This window comes from Capnocytophaga sp. oral taxon 329 str. F0087 (genome assembly GCF_000213295.2).
Taxonomy (GTDB): domain Bacteria; phylum Bacteroidota; class Bacteroidia; order Flavobacteriales; family Flavobacteriaceae; genus Capnocytophaga; species Capnocytophaga leadbetteri_A.
The window spans coordinates 1-20470 of record NZ_KN390023.1 but is presented as its reverse complement, the minus strand read 5'-3'; the positions used below and the strand labels follow the sequence as shown (position 1 = coordinate 20470).

Genomic DNA, 20470 nt, shown 5'->3' with positions numbered 1-20470 from the left:
GAGGGGCTCGTGAGGGAGCATAGCATATTTTTCTAGTCAGAGGATAATTATTAGTCGTTTATTCTTCGCTGATTGTTCGCTTAGCCTTCGCTCTTCCTGTATCCTTTCTATATCGTTTGTATAGGGTAGGTATAAGGAGGATATTTTTCTTTTAAATTATCATTTCGGCGTAAGAAATACATATAGGATACCCTTTAGAGGCAAAATAGGTCGGTACATCTTCTGTTTCGGAGATTGCTAACACAAAATCACCGCCCCAAGCTCCTAAACTCTTAATTGTACCTTTAAAATCAGTAAAAAGTCGCTCTTTCACTGTAGGAATACCTAAATATTGACTGATAGTGGCTTCGTGCTCGTCCAAAAGAGTACAAAAATCGCTAATAGTTTGGGCTAAAATAAGTTGTTCGGTGATTTTAGTGATGCTTTCAGCTAATTTAGCCTTGCTTTTCGTAACGGTACGATAGCGTTTGATGCCCTCTTTGCTATTTTGCTTTTGGTTGAGATATACAAAATAAATGCGGTTAGTGTGTGGAAAAAGAAGTTGCAAAGGGTAACTATAAGGTCTGCCCTCTTGCAATCGGTATAAAATAGGTGTAGATGCCTTAGCACAAGCAATATCGTAGCCACTCCCGCCGAAACTTTTAAAAAGCAATTCGTACGGATTGACTTCTGCCCATTGGGCGATGTTATTGATGAGCGTAGAGGAAGAACCTAAGCCCCAAAACCGCGAAAACTCTAACTGAGTGGTTACGCTACTACGGCGATATTTTTGTTCAAAATTAGGGTTGAGAGCAGCGGCTGTAGAGAGTATTTTCTGAAGTGTATCCCACACTTTTTGGTCGGCTTCAGTGCATATAGCAGTGCTATCGAACCACAATTGCTGGTCAGCATCAAATGCTTTCCACACTAAGTCATTATCTGAAATAGTAGCCTGTAGCGACTGCCCTTTGGCCGTGGGTAACGCTAAGCTAAGAGCGCCATCGAGCACTGCATATTCGCCCGTGATGAGCAGTTTGCCGTGACTATGATAAAAATAAGTTTGTGTTTGTTCCATATTTTTTTATTATCTTTGCCTTTTGAAAAAACAAAAGTAATAATTATTTATCGTTCAGCATACTATTCTATGAAAGAAAAATTGATAAAAGTAGGCATTTCCGTTGGAGATATCAACGGTATTGGGTTAGAAATTATACTGAAAACCTTTGAAGATCACCAGATTTTGGAGCTTTGTACCCCTATTATCTTTGCTTCTAACAAATTAGTTTCTTTTCAGAGGAAACATTTTAATATAACCACCAATTTTCAGGGAATTGACAGCATTGGGGCTGCCCTTGAAGGCAAATTGAACGTGTTAAACTGCTGGAAAGAGACGCCAACCGTTACTTTTGGGCAAGAAACTGAAGAAGGTGGCAAATATGCTTTCTTATCGCTGCAAGCCGCTACTGAAGCCCTTAAAAACAACGAAATTGATGTATTGGTAACTGCACCTATCAACAAAAATAACATACAGTCAGATGATTTTCACTTCCCTGGTCATACCGATTATTTGGCAGAACAACTAAAAGGTACCAGCTTGATGTTTATGGTAAGTGAAGACCTAAAAATAGGGTTACTGACCGACCACGTACCGCTGAAAAATGTGTCAGCCTTAATCACTGAAAAACTGATAATGGAGAAAGCGCGCCTAATGAATGAGTCGCTCATCAAAGACTTCCGCCTGCAACGGCCTAAAATAGCTGTATTAGGTATTAATCCGCACTGTGGCGATAAGGGCGTGATAGGCACTGAAGACGATGATATAGTACGCCCTGCACTTAAAAAACTCTACTTTGATGAGAATATTTTGGTGTTTGGTCCTTTTGCTGCCGATAGTTTCTTTGGGTCACAAACCTATCGCAACTACGATGCAGTGCTCGCGCCTTATCACGACCAAGGACTCATCGCTTTCAAGACGATTGCTTTCGGCAATGGGGTGAACTATACCGCAGGGCTTAGCAAGGTGCGCACCTCGCCTGACCACGGTACAGCGTACGAAATAGCTGGCAAAGACATAGCCGACCCTCAGTCGTTCAGACAGGCTATTTACACCGCCTTAGATGTATTCAGAAATCGTGAAGAATATGCTGAACTAACTAAGAACCCACTGAAAATCCGTACTTTAGAATTAGAAAAAGATAAATAACACTACTTATGGATATTAAAAAATTAGCAGCAATAGACATTGGCTCTAACGGGGTGCGACTGCTCATCTCTAACGTGTTAGAAGAAGCCGGTGAGAACCCTAAATTTACAAAAGCCAGCTTAGTGCGCGTGCCTATACGTTTAGGGGCAGACGTGTTTATTGACGGACTTATCTCGCCTGAAAATACCGACCGTCTTGCCGATGCTATGGAAGCATTTAGACTGCTGATGAAGGTAAATCAGGTAAAAGCATACCGCGCTTGTGCTACTTCAGCTATGCGTGAAGCTACCAATGGACAAGCGGTAGCCGATGAGGTTTTGAAACGTACAGGAGTACAAATAGACATCATTGACGGGTCTGAAGAAGCTGAAATTATAGCTTCAACCGATATTTCGAGCTTCATAAAGAGCGATAAAAACTATTTATACATAGATGTAGGGGGTGGTAGTACCGAATTTACTGTCTTTTCTAACGGAAAAATGAAGAAATCGCGCTCTTTTCCTATAGGAACAGTACGTTTGTTAGACAATAAGGTGAGCGATAAGACCTGGAAAGAGGTACAAGAGTGGATTGAAAAGCACACAGCCGACTGTCAGCCTATAGAAGCGATAGGTTCGGGCGGCAACATCAACAAAATACACAAAAATTCTAACAGCCGTGAGGGCGACCCACTAACCTACGAGTACCTAACCGATTATTACACCTATGTATCGGGCTATACTTATGACGAGCGCATTAGGTTATTGGGTTTCAACCCTGACCGCGCCGATGTTATACTTTACGCCTTAACTGTGTTTATCAACGCGATGAAATGGTCTAAAGCCCCTATTGTACACGTGCCGCGTATTGGGCTGGCTGATGGAATCGTTAGAACTATTTACAACAAAGAAAACCAATGAAAACAGAAGATATTATAAACATTGCCCGACAAACTATTACTGAAGAAGCGGCGGCTGTAGCCAAACTAACGGACTATATAGACGATGATTTTACCCAAGCAGTTGATTATATACTTCACTCTAAAGGGCGTGTGGTCATCACTGGTATAGGCAAAAGCGCTATTATAGCCAATAAAATAGTGGCTACAATGAACTCAACCGGTACTCCCGCTATCTTTATGCACGCTGCTGATGCTATACACGGCGATTTGGGTATCATTCAGCAGGAAGATGTGGTGATTTGCATCTCGAAAAGCGGTAATACCCCCGAAATAAAGGTATTAGTACCCTTGTTAAAGCGCGGTAATAACAAATTGATAGCTATAACCTCTAATAAAGGGTCGGTTTTGGCACAACAGGCTGATTGGGTGCTCTATGCCCACGTAGAAAAAGAAGCCTGCCCCAACAACTTAGCCCCAACTACCAGCACTACCGCTCAGTTAGTGTTAGGTGATGCGTTAGCCGTTTGTTTATTAGAAATGAAGCACTTCGGAAGTAGTGATTTTGCTAAATATCACCCAGGAGGTGCCTTAGGAAAACGCTTATACTTAAAAGTTTCGGATATAGTAGTGCATAACCAAAAGCCCGAAGTAAGTCCGGATACAGACATCAAAAAGGTAATCGTGGAAATTTCAGCAAAAATGCTGGGAGTAGCTGCCGTAATAGACCAAGGCAATATAGTAGGTGTGGTAACCGATGGCGATATACGCCGAATGCTCAGCAAAACTGACACTATAAAAGGACTAACCGCTAAAGATATAATGAGCGTACGCCCTAAAACTATCGATTTTGACAGTTTGGCTATTGATGCCTTAAACCTGATGGAGAAAAATAAAATCACCCAACTATTGGTGACCCAAGATGGTAAATACGCAGGTATCATACACCTGCATAATCTCATACAGGAAGGACTGTTATAATATGATTATCAGAACTTTATAAAAACAATTACTATTAATATCATTAGGCAGCTTATTTTATTTGATAAAAAAAGTGTGATTTATTTTCATAAGTCGTTTTTTTGTAATAATTTTGAGCCGTAAAAATGCTAATATTTTTTGATTATGAAATTTTACTTTTGGTTTTTAGCCCTTTCAATGGCGCTTATTTCTTGTAAAAAGAACTCACAACAACTCACACCAGAACAGCAACAAGCCAAACTACAAGAGCAATTAGATTCTATTGCTAATATAAAATTTACTGAAATTGTAAAAGAAGATGTAGATACTTATCCTATTTTTAAAGGGGTTTGTGACTCTGCTACCACTAAAGCAGGGCAAAAAGAGTGTTTTGAGAAGACCTTTGCAGCTTTATTTCAAGAACGCCTGAAAAAAGACCCTTATGAGGTAACAGAACCTGTAACAGAACGTATTCTCCTAAATATAAGAGTTGATAATACTGGTAAAATAGTGCTGCTCGATATGCAGGCTGACGATCGTACTAGAGAGTTATTAAGCACTGAAAATGAGAGCTTTGAAGATTCGTTGCGCGCTAATCTTTCGGTACTTTCAGACAACGATGCTATCAAACCCGCTACTAAAAACGGACAAAACGTAAGCACTCAGTTTAAACTTCCTGTTGAAATAAACGTAAAATAACTCTTGGAACGTATTATTTTAGGTATAGACCCAGGTACTACTATTATGGGTTTTGGTATTATAAGGGTAGAAAACCAACAAATGAAGCTGCTACAGCTTAATGAGTTGCAGTTGAGCAAATACAACAATCACTACATAAAGCTAGGAGTTATCTTCAATCGTACTCTTGAGCTTATTGACACCTATCACCCTGATGAACTGGCAATTGAAGCCCCTTTTTTTGGCAAAAACGTGCAATCTATGCTGAAATTAGGGCGTGCCCAAGGAGTTGCTATGGCTGCGGGACTTTCACGTGAAATTCCTATCACAGAATATGAACCTAAGAAGGTAAAAATGGCAATTACTGGCAATGGGGCTGCTTCTAAAGAACAAGTTGCCAAAATGCTACAACAGCTATTAGGACTGAAAGAACTACCTAAACACTTCGATGCTACTGATGGCTTAGCCGTAGCAGTATGTCATTACTTCAATACTGGAAGGATAGAAAAACAGCAAAGCTATAGCGGTTGGGAGGCATTTGTAAAACAAAACCAAGACCGCATTAGTTAAATGTATAGTCTATACCTTCATATACCTTTCTGCCGACAAGCATGTCACTACTGCGATTTTCATTTTTCTACTACCTTAAAACGAAAAAGCGAAATGGTAGCAGTTCTTTGTAAAGAGTTGATAATGCGAAAAGAAGAAGCCGTTGGCTCTGAACTACAAACGATTTACTTAGGTGGAGGTACCCCTAGTATACTAACATATGATGAGCTAAAGCAACTCTTCGATACTATCTATAGCTATTATAAGGTAAGTCCGACAGCTGAAATTACTATAGAGTGCAATCCTGATGATTTTTTTAGGCTACATACCCCTGAGCAGTTATTGCAACAGTTGACGTCATTGGGAATTAACCGACTGAGTTTAGGAGTACAATCGTTTTTTGAAGAAGATTTGCGTTTGATGAACCGTGTGCATACTACCACACAAGTTACTACTTTATTGCCTATTGCCTCGCAGTATTTTGATAATATTACTATTGATTTAATTTATGGTATCCCAATGATGAGCAATGAGCGTTGGAAAGAAAATATTTATAAGGCACTTTCTTTTGAAATTCCTCATATTTCGGCATACGCTCTGACAGTAGAAGAAAAAACAGCTTTACATAGATTTATAGCCATAGGAAAAATTCCTCCTATTGACGACACTCAAGCTTATACTCATTTTCACACTCTAATAAATATTTTAGAAAAAGAAGGGTTTATACAATATGAGTTCTCCAACTTTGGTAAAGAAGGGTATTTTAGTCAGAATAATACAGCTTATTGGTTTGGCAAACCTTATATGGGTATAGGCCCCTCAGCACATAGCTTCAGTGGCTTCAAACGCAGCTGGAATATAGCTCATAATATTAAATATATACAACAAATTCAGCAAGGAATATTACCCCAAGAAATAGAAATACTCACTCCTGATAACAGGTATAATGAGCTTATCATAACGCGTATTCGTACTATGGTAGGTATTGATTTAGAAGAAGTAAATAATGTTTTTGGGAAAGAATATCAGCAGTACCTACTAACTCAAGCGAAGAAATATATTAGCAAAGGACTTCTATGTATAAAAGAAAACCATCTGAAAGTAACTAAAGATGGTAAGTTTCTTTCAGATGGTATAGCTTCTGATTTATTTAGGGTGGATAACCTCATCTAAGGTTTTAAAAGTAGGTTTCTGATTACCGTCTATGTGGTACTCTAGTAATAAATCGCCCCAGAGCTCTCCATCACTAAACTCACATATCACCCATTTTTCATTCAGTATTCTAATTTTGTTAATCAGAAATCTGCCATTGCTCTCTGATTTTATATAAGGATTCTTCTCCTTAATATTTAATTCCATTAAAGCGTTTATCACTATCTGTGATGGATTGACAATCTTTAAGTCCTCAAAATACTGCTGCGATAGTTCATTTGTCTCAAGACTAAAATTAAGAGCCTCATCACGCTCATCTGTTAGTTTTCTGATAGAATCTGTTAGTTTACTTATTATCTGGGCTGTTTCATTTAGTTGCGTTGCACTCATCTGAGGTTGAGAGTTATTATTGCAGCCTACTAAAAAACTCATTGTTCCTAATAAGGTAATAAAAAAATGTTTATTCATTATGAAAAGGTTTTTGTTCTTTCAAATTAAGTACTTTTATATGAGGATGAGTACGCAGATACTGATCTAATAGATGTCTGTTAATTAGCGTATTAGGCAGCGGTGTAATAATATTCTCTAAAAATCCTAACTGAGTGAGTTGATAATTTAAATGGAAAAAACCATAGCCTTTGATTTGCCCATCTACAAGCAGAATAACGCTCTTCTCTCCTACTCTCCTACCCTTATCAACTATAGCTAAATTTTGATGCCAAAAACCGTATTTATTTAACACTTTACTAGCACGTGCATTGTAAATCTCTACAGGTTCTCCATTGAAATCTACTTCATTCAGCTCAAATTCTGATGTTATTTTTTTAAGAAAATTCTTTGCTTGTGATTGTGTTTCAAAGGTTGTTATAATTTCTTTCTGAGTAGCCAATAACTCAATTGAAAAACACAGATACCCTTGCGGATTATAATGAGAACTAAGTATATACACTATCTCAGAAGGATTATGTATATTCCTACTATTGCATTTAGGCTTATTGAGCTGAATAACCTCTATTTCTTTCAAAGTAGCTATAAGCTCATTACCTGTCTCTTCATATGTTACTTTATAAGTATGCCGCTGCAAATACCTATCTCTTTTTGAGAGACTAGTAAACAGTTGGTTTACTCTCTTTTTAATATTTTTATGCTTCCCTATGTAAATAATCTTCCCCTCTTCATTATGCATATAAAATATGCCTAACTTTTCTGGTAGCTCATCAAGTATTTTCAGATGACGTGAGCTCATCTCTATGCGTACATCATTTTTTACTGAAGCAGTGATAATGGTCTTTTTAGTATCTTTTTCGAGTAAATATTTAAATAAATTGAGCGTTGCTAAAGCATCTCCTGAAGCACGGTGTCGCTCACTCATTGGTATACCTAATGACCGTACTAATTTTCCTAAACTATACGACTCTTTTTCAGGAAGGAGTTGTTGCGAGAGTTCCACTGTACAAAGAGTTGTCCTTATATAGTCATACCCTAATCGACGAAATTCTGTTTGCAATATACGATAATCAAAAGCTGCATTATGCCCTACAATAATAGTATCTTGTGTGATTTCTACAATACGCTTAGCCACCTCATAAAACTTTGGAGCATTTCTAAGCATCTTATTATTAATACCTGTCAATTTTGTCACAAAGTCTTGTATGGGGCGCTCTGGATTGATAAGCGAGATAAATTGGTCAGTAAGTTCGTGTCCATCAAATCGATAGATAGCTATTTCAGTGATACCTTCCTCATCATACTTTCCTCCTGTAGTTTCTATGTCTAATATTGCATACAAATAATATAGTTTTTTACAAAAAAAGCAAAGAGAAGGCAGTCCTTACTCTTTGCTTTTATAAGATAATTTAACTAATTAGCGAACTTCTTTTATACGAGCTTTCTTACCTGTAAGTCCTCTAAAGTAGTAAATACGAGCACGTCTTACTTTACCTTTCTTGTTCACTTCAATTTTTTGAAGGGCAGGCATATTCACAGGAAATATACGTTCTACACCTACTGTTCCTGACATTTTGCGGATAGTAAATGTAGCTGTTACTCCGTGTCCTTTGCGTTGAATTACTACGCCTTTAAAAAACTGAGTACGTTTTTTGTCTCCTTCCTTGATTTCATAGTATACAGTGATAGTATCACCTGCTGAAAAATCAGGAAAATCTTTTTTCTCAATAAAGTTGTCTTGTACGTACTTTAATAGTGGTTCCATAAAAAATTAGATAAATTATTGTTATCATTGGGCAACATTCACGACTCTCGCCAGAGGTTACTCCAAATCGGGGACAAAGGTACTACTTTTTTTTGAATTGACAAATAGTACATTCATTTTTATTTTATTTTCAGCTCTTATATACTTTCTTTGCAATACCTCTCCAACGATAATCTCTCACCCATCTCCCCTCTTCTTCACTAAGCAAATAGGGTTGTCGTTCTCTTTTAGCTTTTAAATAACCCCTCAAATAATCAAAAAACAGAGCTAAACTACGCTTTCTAATAGCTAATTTAGCAGCGGCAAGTAGTGTTAAGATTATACCATAGCGAAGTCGGTAAAATACACTCCCTTGCAAATATTTAGCATTACTTTTATAACCTGCTCCTGTAGGGCGTAAGTGTTTTACTTGTAGATTTTCATTAGTCTGTACCTCCCAACCGTGGTAACGTGCCAAAAGCTCGTCTGCAGTATCCCACCCCATAGCTGTTTTAAGTCCACCAATAGCCTCAAAACACGCTTTTCTATACGATTTTACCGCTCCGCGCAAGTGGTCTTTATTAGTAAGGTTCTCAAGTACCCAAGCATCACCTTGCTTTATATAGCAAAAACCACCGTACATTCCTAACTGCTGATTTTCACTGTAATGCATATTCATTACCTCAAAGTAGTTAGCGGGAAAAACCAAATCCGCATCATACTTACAGATAATATCTACCTCTTTTTTGAGGTAAGGAAGTCCAAAGTTAAATGTTTGCACTATTTTAGCCCCAGGTTGATGTTCTCCTTTCTCTTTGCGCTGCACTAACTGTATCTGAGGATGCTGAACTGCCATTTCGCTTACTAACTGAGCTGTATTATCGGTCGAACCATCGTCTACTACTATAATTTGATAAGGAACAACCGATTGATTTATAAGCGATTGCAGAGTAAGTACAATACTCTTTTCTTCGTTATAAACAGGGATAATAATTCCAAAGTTCATCAGTTTTTTGCGTTATCAGTTTCTATTAGCCCGTCTTTTAGCCGGATAATACGATGTGCATATTGGGCTATATCTTCTTCGTGGGTTACCAATATCACAGTATTACCTTTCTGATAAATCTCATCAAAAAGATTCATTATTTCATAAGAAGTTTTTGAGTCAAGATTTCCAGTAGGTTCATCAGCTAAAATAATAGAAGGGTGATTTACCAATGCTCGTGCCACAGCTACCCGCTGGCGTTGTCCGCCCGAAAGTTCATTAGGTTTGTGTAGCATTCGGTCTTCCAAGCCCACCATTTTAAGTACTTCTTTAGCGCGCTCGTGTCGCTTTTCACGACTTACCCCTGCATATACCATCGGCAAGGCTACATTGTCTAAAGCGGTAGTTCGCGGCATTAGGTTAAAGGTCTGAAATACAAATCCTATTTCTTTATTGCGAATATCGGCCAATTCAGCATCGCTCATTTTGCTCACATCCTTTCCATTGAGTATATATTCTCCTGAAGTAGGCGTATCTAAGCAACCTAATATGTTCATCAAAGTCGATTTACCTGACCCTGATGGCCCCATCAATGCTACATACTCGCCTTTTTCGATAGTTAAATTAATACCTTTTAGCACGTGTAGCACCTCTGACCCTAATCTAAAGTCGCGTTTAATATCTTTTATCTCTAATAGACTCATTTTTATTAGTGTTTTTTGGTTATAATCAATTAGATGACAACTCTCCCAATGCCTCAATCAGTTTTCCAAAAGCCTTAGCGCGATGACTGATGCGGTTTTTCTCGGCTGCCGAAAGCTCCGCAAAGGTCTGCGAATAGCCTTCTGGCACAAAGATAGGGTCATAGCCAAATCCATTAGTACCTACAGGTTCTTTTGTAATATACCCTTGCGCTATCCCTTCAAAAGTATGTACTTCATCACCCATACATAAAGCGATAACTGTCTTAAAATGGGCACTTCTGTCCTGTTGGGCTTCCATATTTTTCAGCAGTAGTGCTATATTGTCAATATCACTTTTTTGTACACCTGCATAGCGTGCCGAAAATACCCCTGGCGCACCTCCTAAAGCTGTCACTTCCAAACCTGTATCATCAGCAAACACATCATAATGATAGTGTTTTTTCACATATTGGGCTTTCAATAAGGCATTCCCTTCTATGGTAGCTGCTGTTTCTGCTATCTCCTCATTACAACCTATATCACTTAGGCTTAGCAACTCTATTGTTTGAGGTAATAAGGCTTGAATTTCTTTCAGCTTATGAATATTATGGGTAGCAAATACTAATTTCATCTTTCTAAAATGCTAAAAAGAGGTTACAAAAAACTATAACCTCTTTTCAATCTATGAAAACAATTAACTATTCTTTTTCTTCTTGCGAGGCTGTGTCTTCTGCTTGCTGTGTCTTCTGCAAGTTCTTCAGTTCACGCAGCTTGTTCTCCCAAGTTTTGAGGTTTTCTTTTTGGTTGTGAATGTTCTTAACCACATCGCGTACCAATGGGTTTTTCTCATCTATTTTTCCAAAGAAAGCCAGATTATTCTCTAACTGTAGCACCTCCGATTTAATTTCATCTATGCGGCGTTTCACAAAGAGCACTTCGTTGTTAAGCGAGTTTTCATTATCGTCATTAATAAGTCGTTCTAACTTATTGTTGTACTTAATAATCTCTATTTCTTGCTTATCAAAGTTAAGTTTTTTATAGAGCGCATCTATAATCTTGTGGAACTTAAGGTCTATCGATTTCTTTGAATAGGTGCTATTACCTATCTCATTCCACTGATTTACAAATTGTTGTAGGGTCTCTATTTCTTTTTCTCTATCAGTACCTAATTGATACTCTTTTAGCTTGTCTAAAAACTCTTTCTTTCGTTGCAAAGCATCTGTTGCCTTATTCTTAGTAGCTTGTACAGCCTCTGCATAACGAGAGAAATACGTATCACACGCTTTTTTAAACTCCTTCCATATTTTTTCAGTGTTCTTAAGCGGCACACTACCTATTTCTTTCCACTCCTTCTGAATATTTTTCATCAGATCGGTAGTGTTTTCCCAATCAGTACTATCTTGGTTAGCTTTAGCTATTTCCACTAAAGCCATTTTTTTAGTCAGGTTATCTTGTTGTTCTTTCTTAAGAGTCTTATAGAACAAATTCTTCTTCTTATTGAAAGAGCGTAGAGCTACATTAAATGCTTTCCACACCTCATCGGCTTGGGCTAAAGGCACTTTACCAATATTGAGGAATGATTGGCGTAACTCTTCTACCTGTTTAGTGAGTTGTTTCCAAGTATTGTGCGAGGTAACTTCTTTTTCGCTAATAGCCTTTATACGAGCTATAATATCGTTTTTCTTCTTCGCGTTTTCCTCGTATATCTTATCCAAATTCTTTAGGTAGAACTGACGTTTGTCGTGTATTTGTTTGGTCAGTTCACTAAATCGTTGCCAGATAGATTCGCGGTGCTCTTTATCTACAGGACCTATTTCCTCTTTCCACACACGGTGCAGTACTTGTAGCTCACGCGAAGCCAGAAGCGCATCTACATCATCTTTTACTAACTCTTCAGCGCGCTGAATAATCTTTTGTTTCTCTTCTAAGTTTCGCTTAAAATCTATATCGCGTAGGTCTTTACTTAAGTGGATAAAGTCATAAAAGTTCTCCACGTGGTGGTGATAGGTATTCCACAAATCTTCATACTCAGCATTCGATACAGCCCCCGCTTTGCGCCAACGTTCTTGTAATTGCTGAAATTGCTTAAAGGTAGTACCTATATGCTCCTCTACATTAATAAGATTTTTAAGTTCTTCTATAATCTCCTTACGTTTTTCGAGGTTTTCTTTGTACGACTTTTCTAATTCCTTATAATACTGATTGCGCTTTTCTCGATATTCGTTAAAAGCCGTATAAAATTCTTTATACACAGGATTTTCATACTCAAATTCGTAGGGCTCTCCCCCTTCGCTAAGGTACTCATCTCTTTTTTCTTCTACGAGTGCCTCATATTTCCTATCAAACTCTTCTCGTATCGATTCCACAGAGCGTCTGATAGACTGAATTTTATCGGTATGGAGCAACTTTTTCAACTCTTTGGTAAGTTCACTCAATGACATAGCTTCATAGTTCACCAATGAAGTTTCTTCTAAACCATTTTCCTCTACAGGCAAAGTATTTTTTTCCTCTGACATAGCTAAGATTTTATACTAACGATTATTAAAAAACGCTACTAAATTACAACAATATATTGAAACTCCTAATATTTTTTGTATTTATTTTTATTATTTTTCAGTGAGTATTACATAACTCTCTAAAAATCAAATCATAAGCAATACAAATATTTTTTAGCGTCCTCCTATTTCTCTTAATATTTTTATAAAAATATCTATTTCTTCCTTTGTATTGAAGTGCGAAAGCGAGAGTCGTAATGAGGGATATTGTAATTGCTCTTTAGGAAGAAAAGCCGATAGCACGTGCGAGGTTTGCACGCTACCACTCTGGCAAGCACTCCCTTTAGAACAAGCCACTCCTTTTAGGTCTAACTCAAACAGCAAGGTATCATTCTTCTCTTTCAGCGACGGAAATCCTACATTTACAATAAGGTAAGACGCTTTTTCTTCCCCTTCTGCTGAACATCCATTAAAAACAGCCTCTGCAAAATGTTGCTGTATTTCTTCTATCAAGTACTGCTTCAACTGCCTTACCTTATGGGTGGCCTCTTCCATCTTCTCACACGATTGAGTGAGAGCTGCAGCCATTCCTACTATATTGTGCAAGGACTCTGTACCTGCCCTTAGCCCTTTTTCTTGTGCACCTCCATATATCAGAGGGTGTAGAGTGATGCCCTTGCGTATAAAAGCAAACCCCACTCCTTTAGGTCCGTGAAACTTATGGGCTGAAGCAGTAATAAAATCCACCGGTATCTGCTGCAAATCTATAGGATAATGCCCTACCGACTGAACAGTATCTGAGTGAAAATAAGCCTTATATGCCTTGCAAAGCATTGCTACACGCTCTATAGGCAATATATTACCTATTTCATTATTGAGGTGCATCAGGCTAACCAATACTTTCTGCGCAGCGTGCTGTGCTAAGGCGGCTTCTAAGTCTGACAACTGTATCTCTCCCTTATCAGTAAGGGGTAAATAGACTATTTTTATAGAATATTCTTTTGCCAATGCTTCAAGCGTATGCAGCACCGCGTGGTGTTCTATAGCGGTAGTAATAACTACTTGCACACCTAAATCGCGAATACAACCTCTCAATATCAGGTTGTTAGCCTCTGTACCTCCAGAGGTAAAAATAAGCTCTGAAGGTTGTGCGTTTAGCCATTTGCTTATACGTTTGCGCGCCCCCTCTATCAGTACCTTTGCACTGCGCCCAAAAGCGTGGGTCGATGACGGATTGCCATAAGTATGTTGCAATACTTCTGTCATCTGGGCGAGTACCTCTGGGTACAGAGGAGTTGTAGCAGCATTGTCAAAATAAATGTTCATCGGGCTAAGAAATTATTACGCTTTGGCTTGAGGTGCGTTATTCTTATTGTTGTTATTTTTGTTAGGACGATTGTTTTTGTTGTTAGGGCGGTTGTTGTTATGCTTATTCATACCTCCCTTTTTCTGTTTAGAAAAAAACAACGATACTAACAGAGCTATCACTGCAAAAACAGCAGCTAACCAAAAAGCTCCTCCATCACAAACATTAGTATCAAAAAGAGGTGCAATAAATACCCCCGCCAATACGTATTTTGATACGTCAAATAAATAATCTGAAATTCTTTTTTTCATTCTTTACTTTTAAAATTTGGCGCAAAGATACAACTTTTTATCGGTATATAAAAATTTTAGTGGTGAAACGGAAATAACAGCGGCAATACTAATACCATTACTACTCCCATTATAATTTGCAGCGGAAGCCCCACTTTCACATAATCTATAAAAGTATATCGCCCTGCCGACATCACTAAGGCATTAGGCGGAGTTGAAAAAGGCGAAGCAAAACACATACTCGCCCCCACAGCCACCGCAAACAGAAAAGGCTGAGGCTGTAAACCTAATGATATAGCTGTTTTCATAGCGATAGGAGCCAAAAGTACTGCCGTAGCCGTATTGCTGATAAACATCGTCATTAGCGAGGTAGTGAAATACACTCCTGCCAAGAGTACATACGGACTCTTATCGCCCAGACTGCTCACTAAAGTATTAGATACTAATGCCGAAACACCTGTTTTTTCTAAAGCTAATGCCATAGGCAACATACCGGCAATCAATACAATACTCTCCCAGTTAATAGTTTTATAAGCGGCTTCTATATTGCGCAGGGCTCCAGAGATAACCATTAGTAACGAGGCGATAAGCACTGCCGTTACAGGGGCTATCGGTATAAAGTCAAACATCATCGCTACCACCATTGCTACCATTATAAGGGCAGCTATAGGGGCTTTGTGCGTCAAGGTTACCTTAGAGGCTTCTGCTAATGGTTGCCCTAATACTACTAGCTGACTCCGCTCGGCATCGAGCTTAGCAATGTGTTCCCAAGTACCTTGTACTAATAAAATATCGCCTGCGTGCATCTTCTCATCTTTCAAATTCTGAAGTATATAGCTATCTTTACGCTGAATACCCAATATATTCAGCCCAAAGTGCTCACGTAGCTTACTGTCTTTTATAGGCGAATTTACAAGTTTTGAAGCGGGCATAATTAGCAGTTCTGCTATGCCTATATCGTGAAAATGAAGTTCGTTAGGCAAACGCTGTTCAGGGTGGTGAGCATCCAAAAAACTCAAATGATTTTCAGCATTCATCTGTTCTATTGCGTCAAATTCACCGCGCAAATACAGTATATCACCTTCATTTATTACCGTATCAGCATTTACCACCTCTTGCGTGCCCGTCTTAAAAAACGGATTGTTAGTAGTCGATTTTCGCCTAATTTCTAATACCGAAATGTGGTATCGCTGCGATAGTTTTATCTCTTTGAGGGTTTTCCCTCTAAAAAGCGAGTTTTCAGGCACTAATACTCTATATAAGTTTTTAGAAAGCTGGTATTCACCCACCAAATCATGAAGCGATTTACCTCCTTTTTTAGTATCTGATTTCGAAGTTCCTTTCTTTGAGAGGAAAAATTTGCTGGCGGGTATAAGTACCAACAAACCTACTATAAGGCAGATGATGCCCACAGGGGTAAACGAAAAGAAAGTAAGTTTTTCATAACCGTTTTTCACCAGTTCCCCCTCTATTACCAAGTTAGGAGGTGTACCGATAAGAGTCATCATTCCGCCCATACTGCTGGCAAAAGCCATAGGCATCAACAGCCGGCTACTATTGATATTACCGCTCATAGCCATACTGACTACTATAGGCATCATAAGGGCAACAGTACCTGTATTGCTAACGAAAGCCCCTATAAAAGCCGTTACGAGCATTACTAATATCAGTAGTTTCACTTCGCTATCGCCTGCCAAACGGAGTATTTTGCTACTTATCATTTTAGCTAACCCTGTCTGAAAAATAGCCCCTCCTACCACAAAGAGCCCTATCATCATCACTACTACCTTGTCAGAAAAGCCCGACAAAGCCTCTTCAGGCGAAAGAATACCCAATAACACCAATAGCACTAAAGAGCACATCGCTACTAAGTCAGAGCGCACTTTGCCGCTCATAAAGAACAGCGATGAAACGAGTAATATAATAAGGGTAGCGTACATAATTTTACAGATTTGCTAATTTGCTAATTCCTTAATTTGTCATTGACAAATTTACCGAGTAGTTCCCTTCCTCAAAAACCACTGATATATGTTCTTGCAGCGAGGTAGAAAGCGAAATACCTTTAAAATCTGCTTTTATAGGATATTTCTTGTGGTTTCTATTCACCAAAACAGCCGTAGTAAGCTGTTTAAGAGGTACTTCTAAGAAGTGTTTCACCCCATAAATAAGGGTAAGACCAGAATTGAGTACATCGTCTACCACTATCACCGATTTATGGGTATATGCTTCAGGAGGTACTGAAGTAGTAATACCAGCCAACGGATTTTTCTTATCCATCATCACCTTGCAGAGGGTTACTTTCAGAGGGGCAATAGTAGCCAATACCTCGTTGAGTTTCTCAGCGAAGATAAAACCATTGCCGTTAATCCCTGCTAGTACAATCTCTTCTTCATTTAGGTGGTTTTCATATATCTGATAAGCGATACGCTTTATTTTACGTTCAATATCAAGATGGTTTAGTATCTGAGTCATCGTCTAAATAATTTTGTTAAAACAACGCGCCAAAGATACAAACTATATTTATAAAAAGCAAAAAAACTTTGCCAAAGTTTTACCTTCAGCAAAGTTCGTCTTTCGTATTTTGTCTCTTTTCTTTATTTACAGTATCAGCATCGCATCTCCGTAAGAGTAGAATTTGTATTTTTGTTCTACCGCCTCTTTATAAGCGCGCATTATTAGGTCGTGACCCGCAAAAGCTGATACCATCATCAATAGGGTAGATTTAGGGGTATGAAAATTGGTTATCATCGCATTAGCTACACTAAAGTCATAGGGCGGGAAGATAAACTTATTCGTCCAACCATCAAAAGGATTTACTAACCCATCTGCCGATACCGAACTTTCAAGTACTCGCATTACAGTAGTACCTACGGCACATACTCTTTTTTTCTTTTCTTTAGCAGCGTTTATAATATTAGCTTGGTCTACAGGTATATGTATCTCCTCGCTATCCATTTTGTGCTTCGATAGGTCTTCTACCTCCACAGGGTTAAAAGTACCTAAGCCCACGTGTAGGGTTACTTCAGCAAAGCTAATCCCCTTTATCTCAAGGCGTTTCATCAAGTGTTTAGAGAAGTGCAAACCTGCTGTAGGGGCTGCTACGGCACCCTCGTGTTTGGCGTAGATAGTCTGATAACGCTCTTCGTCTTCAGGCTCTACAGGGCGCGAAATATATTTAGGTAGCGGTGTCTGTCCTAGCTCTACCAAACGTTGTCTAAACTCCTCATAAGTACCGTCATACAGAAAACGAAGCGTGCGCCCACGCGAGGTAGTGTTGTCAATCACCTCGGCTACTAAGTCGCCATTTTCGCCAAAGTACAACTTATTGCCTATACGTATTTTGCGAGCTGGATCTACAAGCACATCCCAAAGACGCTGTTCTGCGCTGAGTTCGCGTAGTAAGAAGACCTCTATTTTAGCCTTAGTTTTCTCTTTATTCCCATAAAGGCGTGCTGGGAACACTTTAGTATTGTTAAGCACAAATACGTCGCCATCGTCAAAATAGTCGATGACATCTTTAAAGAGTTTGTGTTCTATTTTGCCTGTTTTTCGGTGTATAACCATTAGCCTTGCTTCATCGCGGTTTTCGCTTGGGTATTCAGCTAATAGCTCTTTTGGAAGATCAAAATTAAAGTTTGAAAGTTTCATAATATCTTTTTAAAATCCGAAGTACTCCCCTTCCTTGTAGTTATTTTCTCTAATAAAAAAGTCGGGATGACTGGACTCGAACCAGCGACCACACGCACCCCATACGTGTACGCTACCAACTGCGCCACATCCCGATTTTTATTTTTCGGCGGCAAAAGTACAACCTTTTTGCTAAACCACCAAATTTTTCATTTATAAAATTAACTCATCGACAAATCATCAAATTGTCAAATCGCCAAATTAGCTAATCGTCTTATTTCTTCAACCAATTATTCTCAAATTTGCAATTCCTATACTCGCCATTAATCGCTATATAGGTCTTTTCTATGTGCTCTTTCATCCATTTAGCAATAGCTTTTAGCTGTTTTTCTTTCAGTGCCAAATCTTGTATTTTCACATAGTCTTTAGTAAAATCAGCTTGGTGCTCCTCTATACGATTGGTTATCTTATAGATGCGATAGCTTTTCTTACCAGTGCGGTCTTCATCTAAGAAAGGCACTGACACCTCATCGTCTTTTAAGTCCGATATACGAGCGTAAAGACTCGGCTCTATACGGGTAAGTTCAAAACGAGATGATAGGTCTTCAGGGTTGATAAGCTGTCCACCGTCATTGCGGGTTTCTTTTTCATCAGAAAAATTACGAGCAGCCTCGTCAAAGGTAAGTTCTTTATTTACTATTCTATCGCGTATTTTAGCTATTTTCTCTTTAGCCTCATCAAGTGCCTCTTGGGGGATATCAGGCATTATAAGTATGTGGCGCACACTAACCTCTTTCCCTCTAATCTTGTCCATTTGTATGATGTGCCAACCAAAACTCGATTCAAAAGGCTTAGATATTTCGCCCTCGCGTAGGGTGAAAGCCACATCTTTAAACGCCTTGTCAAAAGCCGAATTACGGTTGAAAGTCAGTAGCTGACCTCCTGTAGCGCGGTCTTGCGAGTAAAGTATCGCTTTGGTAGCAAAGCTCATTCCGTTTTCCTCTACATCTTTCTTAATGTCGTTTAGTAGGTCTATTACCTTTTGCACAGCACTTGGGGGGGCTACTGGGTTCACCACTATCTGAGCTATCTCAAGCTCTGTACCAAAGTGCGGACGCTCATCGGCAGGTATAGCGTTAAAAAAGTTGCGCACTTCTTCAGGGGTTACCTCTACATCTTTCACTATCTGCTGACGCATACGTTGCGCTAAGGTATTCACTTTAAAGAGCGTAAAAAGCTCCTCGCGCATTGATTGCTCGTCGTCTTTTTTATAAAACTCTAATAGTTTCTTTATATCACCACCCAATTGTGCTGTAAGGTACTCTATACGTTGGTTTACCTGTTCGCGCACTTCAGCATCGGTTAGCTTCACACTGTCTTGCACAGCTTGGTGAGCGTAAAGTTTGTCCTCCATCAGCTTGCCAAGCATCTGGCAGCGAGTGATATTTTTTGTATCTACTTCTTGCTGTTTTAGGTCTATGTACGCCTTGTCTATATCCGATTCTAAAATCAAATAATCGCCTACTACAGCCGCCACGCCGTCTACTTTCTTGCGCTCAGACTGTGCCCAAAGAGGGGTAGTAAGCAACAGAAGTGCCAGAACTGATAAAATTTTTGTTTTATTCATACATTTGTTATTAACGTTAGTGTTATACTTAATCTTCATCTTCTTACGCAAAATATATGCCTAACTGCATTATACAGCCGGCAAAAATAATATTTATTTCATAAAAACGAAACTTTCTGCCTTATTTTATTTTGTTTCCTCCTATCAACCAGCCCACTGCAGGAAAGTAAAACAAAGCCGTTGCTGCCCACAAAATCTCATAGAAATAGGTGAATATATAGTACTGCCACCATACCGCAAAACCTTTATAGGCTATCAAAAGTTCTGTAACTACAAAGGCAAACAAAAACAAATATACCAACCACCGATTTACCTTATACACTTCTTCTAAAAAGAATAATAACCCTATTAAGATGATTCCTAAAAAGTTAAAATGCAAGTAAGCTATTAGCAAATCAATGTTTTGAAAAAGGTAAGGAGTAAGCTGCGGAAAAGCTCCTGTAAACATCATCAGCAGCTTTAGTATAAAAAGAGTCATAAATACCGTAGGCAACAAGCGCAAAGGCTTCGTCTTAAAGTACAGATACGCTAAGGTTGCTACGGCTCCCAACCATAATAATACCGAAAGTCCACCTAATATATAGTAAATAGGGTAACTAAAATAGCCCACCCACGAAATAAACAGCGAACCCAATACACCTGCCTGAAAAACGATAAACACACGCTTAATAAGGGTCGGATACTGCGCTTGCCAACCCATTTTATGCACTAACAACCCTATAAGACTGCTAAGCATCCAGCCGTTGTACTGAAAATGCAAGAAAAAAGCAATAGCACACATATACATCCCCGAAAACTTGCCAAACTTCACAATCGTCACAGGCATCATCCATATCCCTATGCTCGAGAGTATAAGATAGAAAATCCC

At 38.8% G+C, this 20470-nt stretch carries 20 protein-coding genes, 1 tRNA gene and 1 pseudogene; 6 read left to right on the top strand and 16 right to left on the bottom strand.

The features are described 5' to 3' along the window. Positions 1-151: 151 nt before the first annotated feature. Positions 152-1054 (bottom strand): GYDIA family GHMP kinase, encoded by a 903-nt coding sequence (locus HMPREF9074_RS08785; protein WP_009392850.1) that lies wholly within the window; start codon positions 1052-1054, stop codon positions 152-154. A gap of 69 nt (positions 1055-1123) precedes the next feature. On the opposite strand from HMPREF9074_RS08785, the gene pdxA reads away from it, so the two are divergent. The 6 genes from pdxA (at position 1124) to hemW (ending at position 6419) form a co-directional block, all read left to right on the top strand. Beyond that, a complete protein-coding gene (pdxA, locus tag HMPREF9074_RS08780; protein WP_009392851.1) occupies positions 1124-2182 on the top strand; it encodes a 4-hydroxythreonine-4-phosphate dehydrogenase PdxA in 1059 nt (352 codons plus the stop codon). An 8-nt stretch (positions 2183-2190) separates the two neighbouring features. After that, positions 2191-3081, top strand: a complete 891-nt coding sequence (locus HMPREF9074_RS08775; RefSeq protein ID WP_009392853.1) for a Ppx/GppA phosphatase family protein — start codon at positions 2191-2193, stop codon at positions 3079-3081. After that, the gene (locus tag HMPREF9074_RS08770; protein WP_009392855.1) at positions 3078-4040 is read left to right on the top strand and encodes a KpsF/GutQ family sugar-phosphate isomerase; all 963 of its coding nucleotides are present in this window, start codon (positions 3078-3080) and stop codon (positions 4038-4040) included. Before HMPREF9074_RS08775 ends, HMPREF9074_RS08770 begins: the two co-directional genes overlap by 4 nt. A 144-nt stretch (positions 4041-4184) precedes the next feature. Then, positions 4185-4718, top strand: coding sequence for a hypothetical protein (locus tag HMPREF9074_RS08765; protein ID WP_009392857.1), 534 nt, complete (start codon positions 4185-4187; stop codon positions 4716-4718). Positions 4719-4721: 3 nt separating this feature from the next. Then, the gene (gene ruvC, locus HMPREF9074_RS08760) at positions 4722-5267 is read left to right on the top strand and encodes a crossover junction endodeoxyribonuclease RuvC (RefSeq protein ID WP_034540318.1); all 546 of its coding nucleotides are present in this window, start codon (positions 4722-4724) and stop codon (positions 5265-5267) included. Continuing rightward, complete coding sequence (gene hemW, locus HMPREF9074_RS08755; protein WP_084063434.1) at positions 5268-6419, top strand: radical SAM family heme chaperone HemW; 1152 nt, start codon at positions 5268-5270, stop codon at positions 6417-6419. On the opposite strand, the gene HMPREF9074_RS08750 is transcribed toward hemW, so the two are convergent. The 15 genes and pseudogenes from HMPREF9074_RS08750 to HMPREF9074_RS08680 form a co-directional block, all read right to left on the bottom strand. Then, positions 6393-6866: a hypothetical protein gene (locus HMPREF9074_RS08750; protein ID WP_009392863.1), complete on the bottom strand. Its 474-nt coding sequence runs from the start codon at positions 6864-6866 to the stop codon at positions 6393-6395. The genes hemW and HMPREF9074_RS08750 overlap by 27 nt on opposite strands. Then, complete coding sequence (locus HMPREF9074_RS08745) at positions 6859-8187, bottom strand: exonuclease domain-containing protein (RefSeq protein ID WP_009392865.1); 1329 nt, start codon at positions 8185-8187, stop codon at positions 6859-6861. The genes HMPREF9074_RS08750 and HMPREF9074_RS08745 overlap by 8 nt, the downstream gene beginning before the upstream one ends. 75 nt (positions 8188-8262) lie before the next feature. Next, positions 8263-8610 (bottom strand): 50S ribosomal protein L19, encoded by a 348-nt coding sequence (gene rplS / locus HMPREF9074_RS08740; protein WP_009392866.1) that lies wholly within the window; start codon positions 8608-8610, stop codon positions 8263-8265. 130 nt (positions 8611-8740) lie between these two features. Then, the gene (locus HMPREF9074_RS08735; protein WP_009392868.1) at positions 8741-9595 is read right to left on the bottom strand and encodes a glycosyltransferase family 2 protein; all 855 of its coding nucleotides are present in this window, start codon (positions 9593-9595) and stop codon (positions 8741-8743) included. Further along, the gene (locus HMPREF9074_RS08730; protein ID WP_009392870.1) at positions 9595-10278 is read right to left on the bottom strand and encodes an ABC transporter ATP-binding protein; all 684 of its coding nucleotides are present in this window, start codon (positions 10276-10278) and stop codon (positions 9595-9597) included. Before HMPREF9074_RS08730 ends, HMPREF9074_RS08735 begins: the two co-directional genes overlap by 1 nt. Positions 10279-10303: 25 nt before the next feature. Continuing rightward, a complete protein-coding gene (locus HMPREF9074_RS08725) occupies positions 10304-10888 on the bottom strand; it encodes a non-canonical purine NTP diphosphatase (RefSeq protein WP_009392872.1) in 585 nt (194 codons plus the stop codon). 67 nt (positions 10889-10955) lie between these two features. Then, positions 10956-12773, bottom strand: a complete 1818-nt coding sequence (locus HMPREF9074_RS08720; RefSeq protein WP_009392874.1) for a DUF349 domain-containing protein — start codon at positions 12771-12773, stop codon at positions 10956-10958. 153 nt (positions 12774-12926) lie between these two features. Continuing rightward, entirely contained in the window at positions 12927-14078 is a 1152-nt protein-coding gene (locus tag HMPREF9074_RS08715; protein WP_009392877.1) for a cysteine desulfurase family protein, read from the bottom strand. Positions 14079-14093: 15 nt separating this feature from the next. Beyond that, the gene (locus tag HMPREF9074_RS08710) at positions 14094-14369 is read right to left on the bottom strand and encodes a DUF6722 family protein (protein WP_009392879.1); all 276 of its coding nucleotides are present in this window, start codon (positions 14367-14369) and stop codon (positions 14094-14096) included. A 56-nt stretch (positions 14370-14425) separates the two neighbouring features. Further along, on the bottom strand, positions 14426-16288 hold the full coding sequence (locus HMPREF9074_RS08705) for an SLC13 family permease (RefSeq protein ID WP_009392880.1): 1863 nt from the start codon (positions 16286-16288) through the stop codon (positions 14426-14428). A gap of 31 nt (positions 16289-16319) precedes the next feature. Further along, the gene (locus tag HMPREF9074_RS08700) at positions 16320-16820 is read right to left on the bottom strand and encodes a phosphoribosyltransferase family protein (protein ID WP_009392882.1); all 501 of its coding nucleotides are present in this window, start codon (positions 16818-16820) and stop codon (positions 16320-16322) included. Between the two features lie 126 nt (positions 16821-16946). Next, positions 16947-17996: a tRNA preQ1(34) S-adenosylmethionine ribosyltransferase-isomerase QueA gene (gene queA / locus HMPREF9074_RS08695; protein WP_009392883.1), complete on the bottom strand. Its 1050-nt coding sequence runs from the start codon at positions 17994-17996 to the stop codon at positions 16947-16949. A gap of 61 nt (positions 17997-18057) precedes the next feature. Next, positions 18058-18130, bottom strand: a tRNA-Pro gene (locus HMPREF9074_RS08690). 119 nt (positions 18131-18249) lie between these two features. Continuing rightward, complete coding sequence (locus HMPREF9074_RS08685; RefSeq protein ID WP_034540320.1) at positions 18250-19602, bottom strand: peptidylprolyl isomerase; 1353 nt, start codon at positions 19600-19602, stop codon at positions 18250-18252. Positions 19603-19723: 121 nt separating this feature from the next. Further along, a pseudogene (locus tag HMPREF9074_RS08680) lies at positions 19724-20470 on the bottom strand (hypothetical protein); the annotation flags it as partial.

Bases quoted from the DNA above. Each gene is read 5' to 3' on its own strand.
- HMPREF9074_RS08785 (WP_009392850.1), bottom strand. From the start codon at position 1,054: ATGGAACAAACACAAACTTATTTTTATCATAGTCACGGCAAACTGCTC.
- pdxA (WP_009392851.1), top strand. From the start codon at position 1,124: ATGAAAGAAAAATTGATAAAAGTAGGCATTTCCGTTGGAGATATCAAC.
- HMPREF9074_RS08775 (WP_009392853.1), top strand. From the start codon at position 2,191: ATGGATATTAAAAAATTAGCAGCAATAGACATTGGCTCTAACGGGGTG.
- HMPREF9074_RS08770 (WP_009392855.1), top strand. From the start codon at position 3,078: ATGAAAACAGAAGATATTATAAACATTGCCCGACAAACTATTACTGAA.
- HMPREF9074_RS08765 (WP_009392857.1), top strand. From the start codon at position 4,185: ATGAAATTTTACTTTTGGTTTTTAGCCCTTTCAATGGCGCTTATTTCT.
- hemW (WP_084063434.1), top strand. From the start codon at position 5,268: ATGTATAGTCTATACCTTCATATACCTTTCTGCCGACAAGCATGTCAC.
- HMPREF9074_RS08750 (WP_009392863.1), bottom strand. From the start codon at position 6,866: ATGAATAAACATTTTTTTATTACCTTATTAGGAACAATGAGTTTTTTA.
- rplS (WP_009392866.1), bottom strand. From the start codon at position 8,610: ATGGAACCACTATTAAAGTACGTACAAGACAACTTTATTGAGAAAAAA.
- HMPREF9074_RS08735 (WP_009392868.1), bottom strand. From the start codon at position 9,595: ATGAACTTTGGAATTATTATCCCTGTTTATAACGAAGAAAAGAGTATT.
- HMPREF9074_RS08730 (WP_009392870.1), bottom strand. From the start codon at position 10,278: ATGAGTCTATTAGAGATAAAAGATATTAAACGCGACTTTAGATTAGGG.
- HMPREF9074_RS08725 (WP_009392872.1), bottom strand. From the start codon at position 10,888: ATGAAATTAGTATTTGCTACCCATAATATTCATAAGCTGAAAGAAATT.
- HMPREF9074_RS08720 (WP_009392874.1), bottom strand. From the start codon at position 12,773: ATGTCAGAGGAAAAAAATACTTTGCCTGTAGAGGAAAATGGTTTAGAA.
- HMPREF9074_RS08715 (WP_009392877.1), bottom strand. From the start codon at position 14,078: ATGAACATTTATTTTGACAATGCTGCTACAACTCCTCTGTACCCAGAG.
- HMPREF9074_RS08710 (WP_009392879.1), bottom strand. From the start codon at position 14,369: ATGAAAAAAAGAATTTCAGATTATTTATTTGACGTATCAAAATACGTA.
- HMPREF9074_RS08705 (WP_009392880.1), bottom strand. From the start codon at position 16,288: ATGTACGCTACCCTTATTATATTACTCGTTTCATCGCTGTTCTTTATG.
- HMPREF9074_RS08700 (WP_009392882.1), bottom strand. From the start codon at position 16,820: ATGACTCAGATACTAAACCATCTTGATATTGAACGTAAAATAAAGCGT.
- queA (WP_009392883.1), bottom strand. From the start codon at position 17,996: ATGAAACTTTCAAACTTTAATTTTGATCTTCCAAAAGAGCTATTAGCT.
- HMPREF9074_RS08685 (WP_034540320.1), bottom strand. From the start codon at position 19,602: ATGAATAAAACAAAAATTTTATCAGTTCTGGCACTTCTGTTGCTTACT.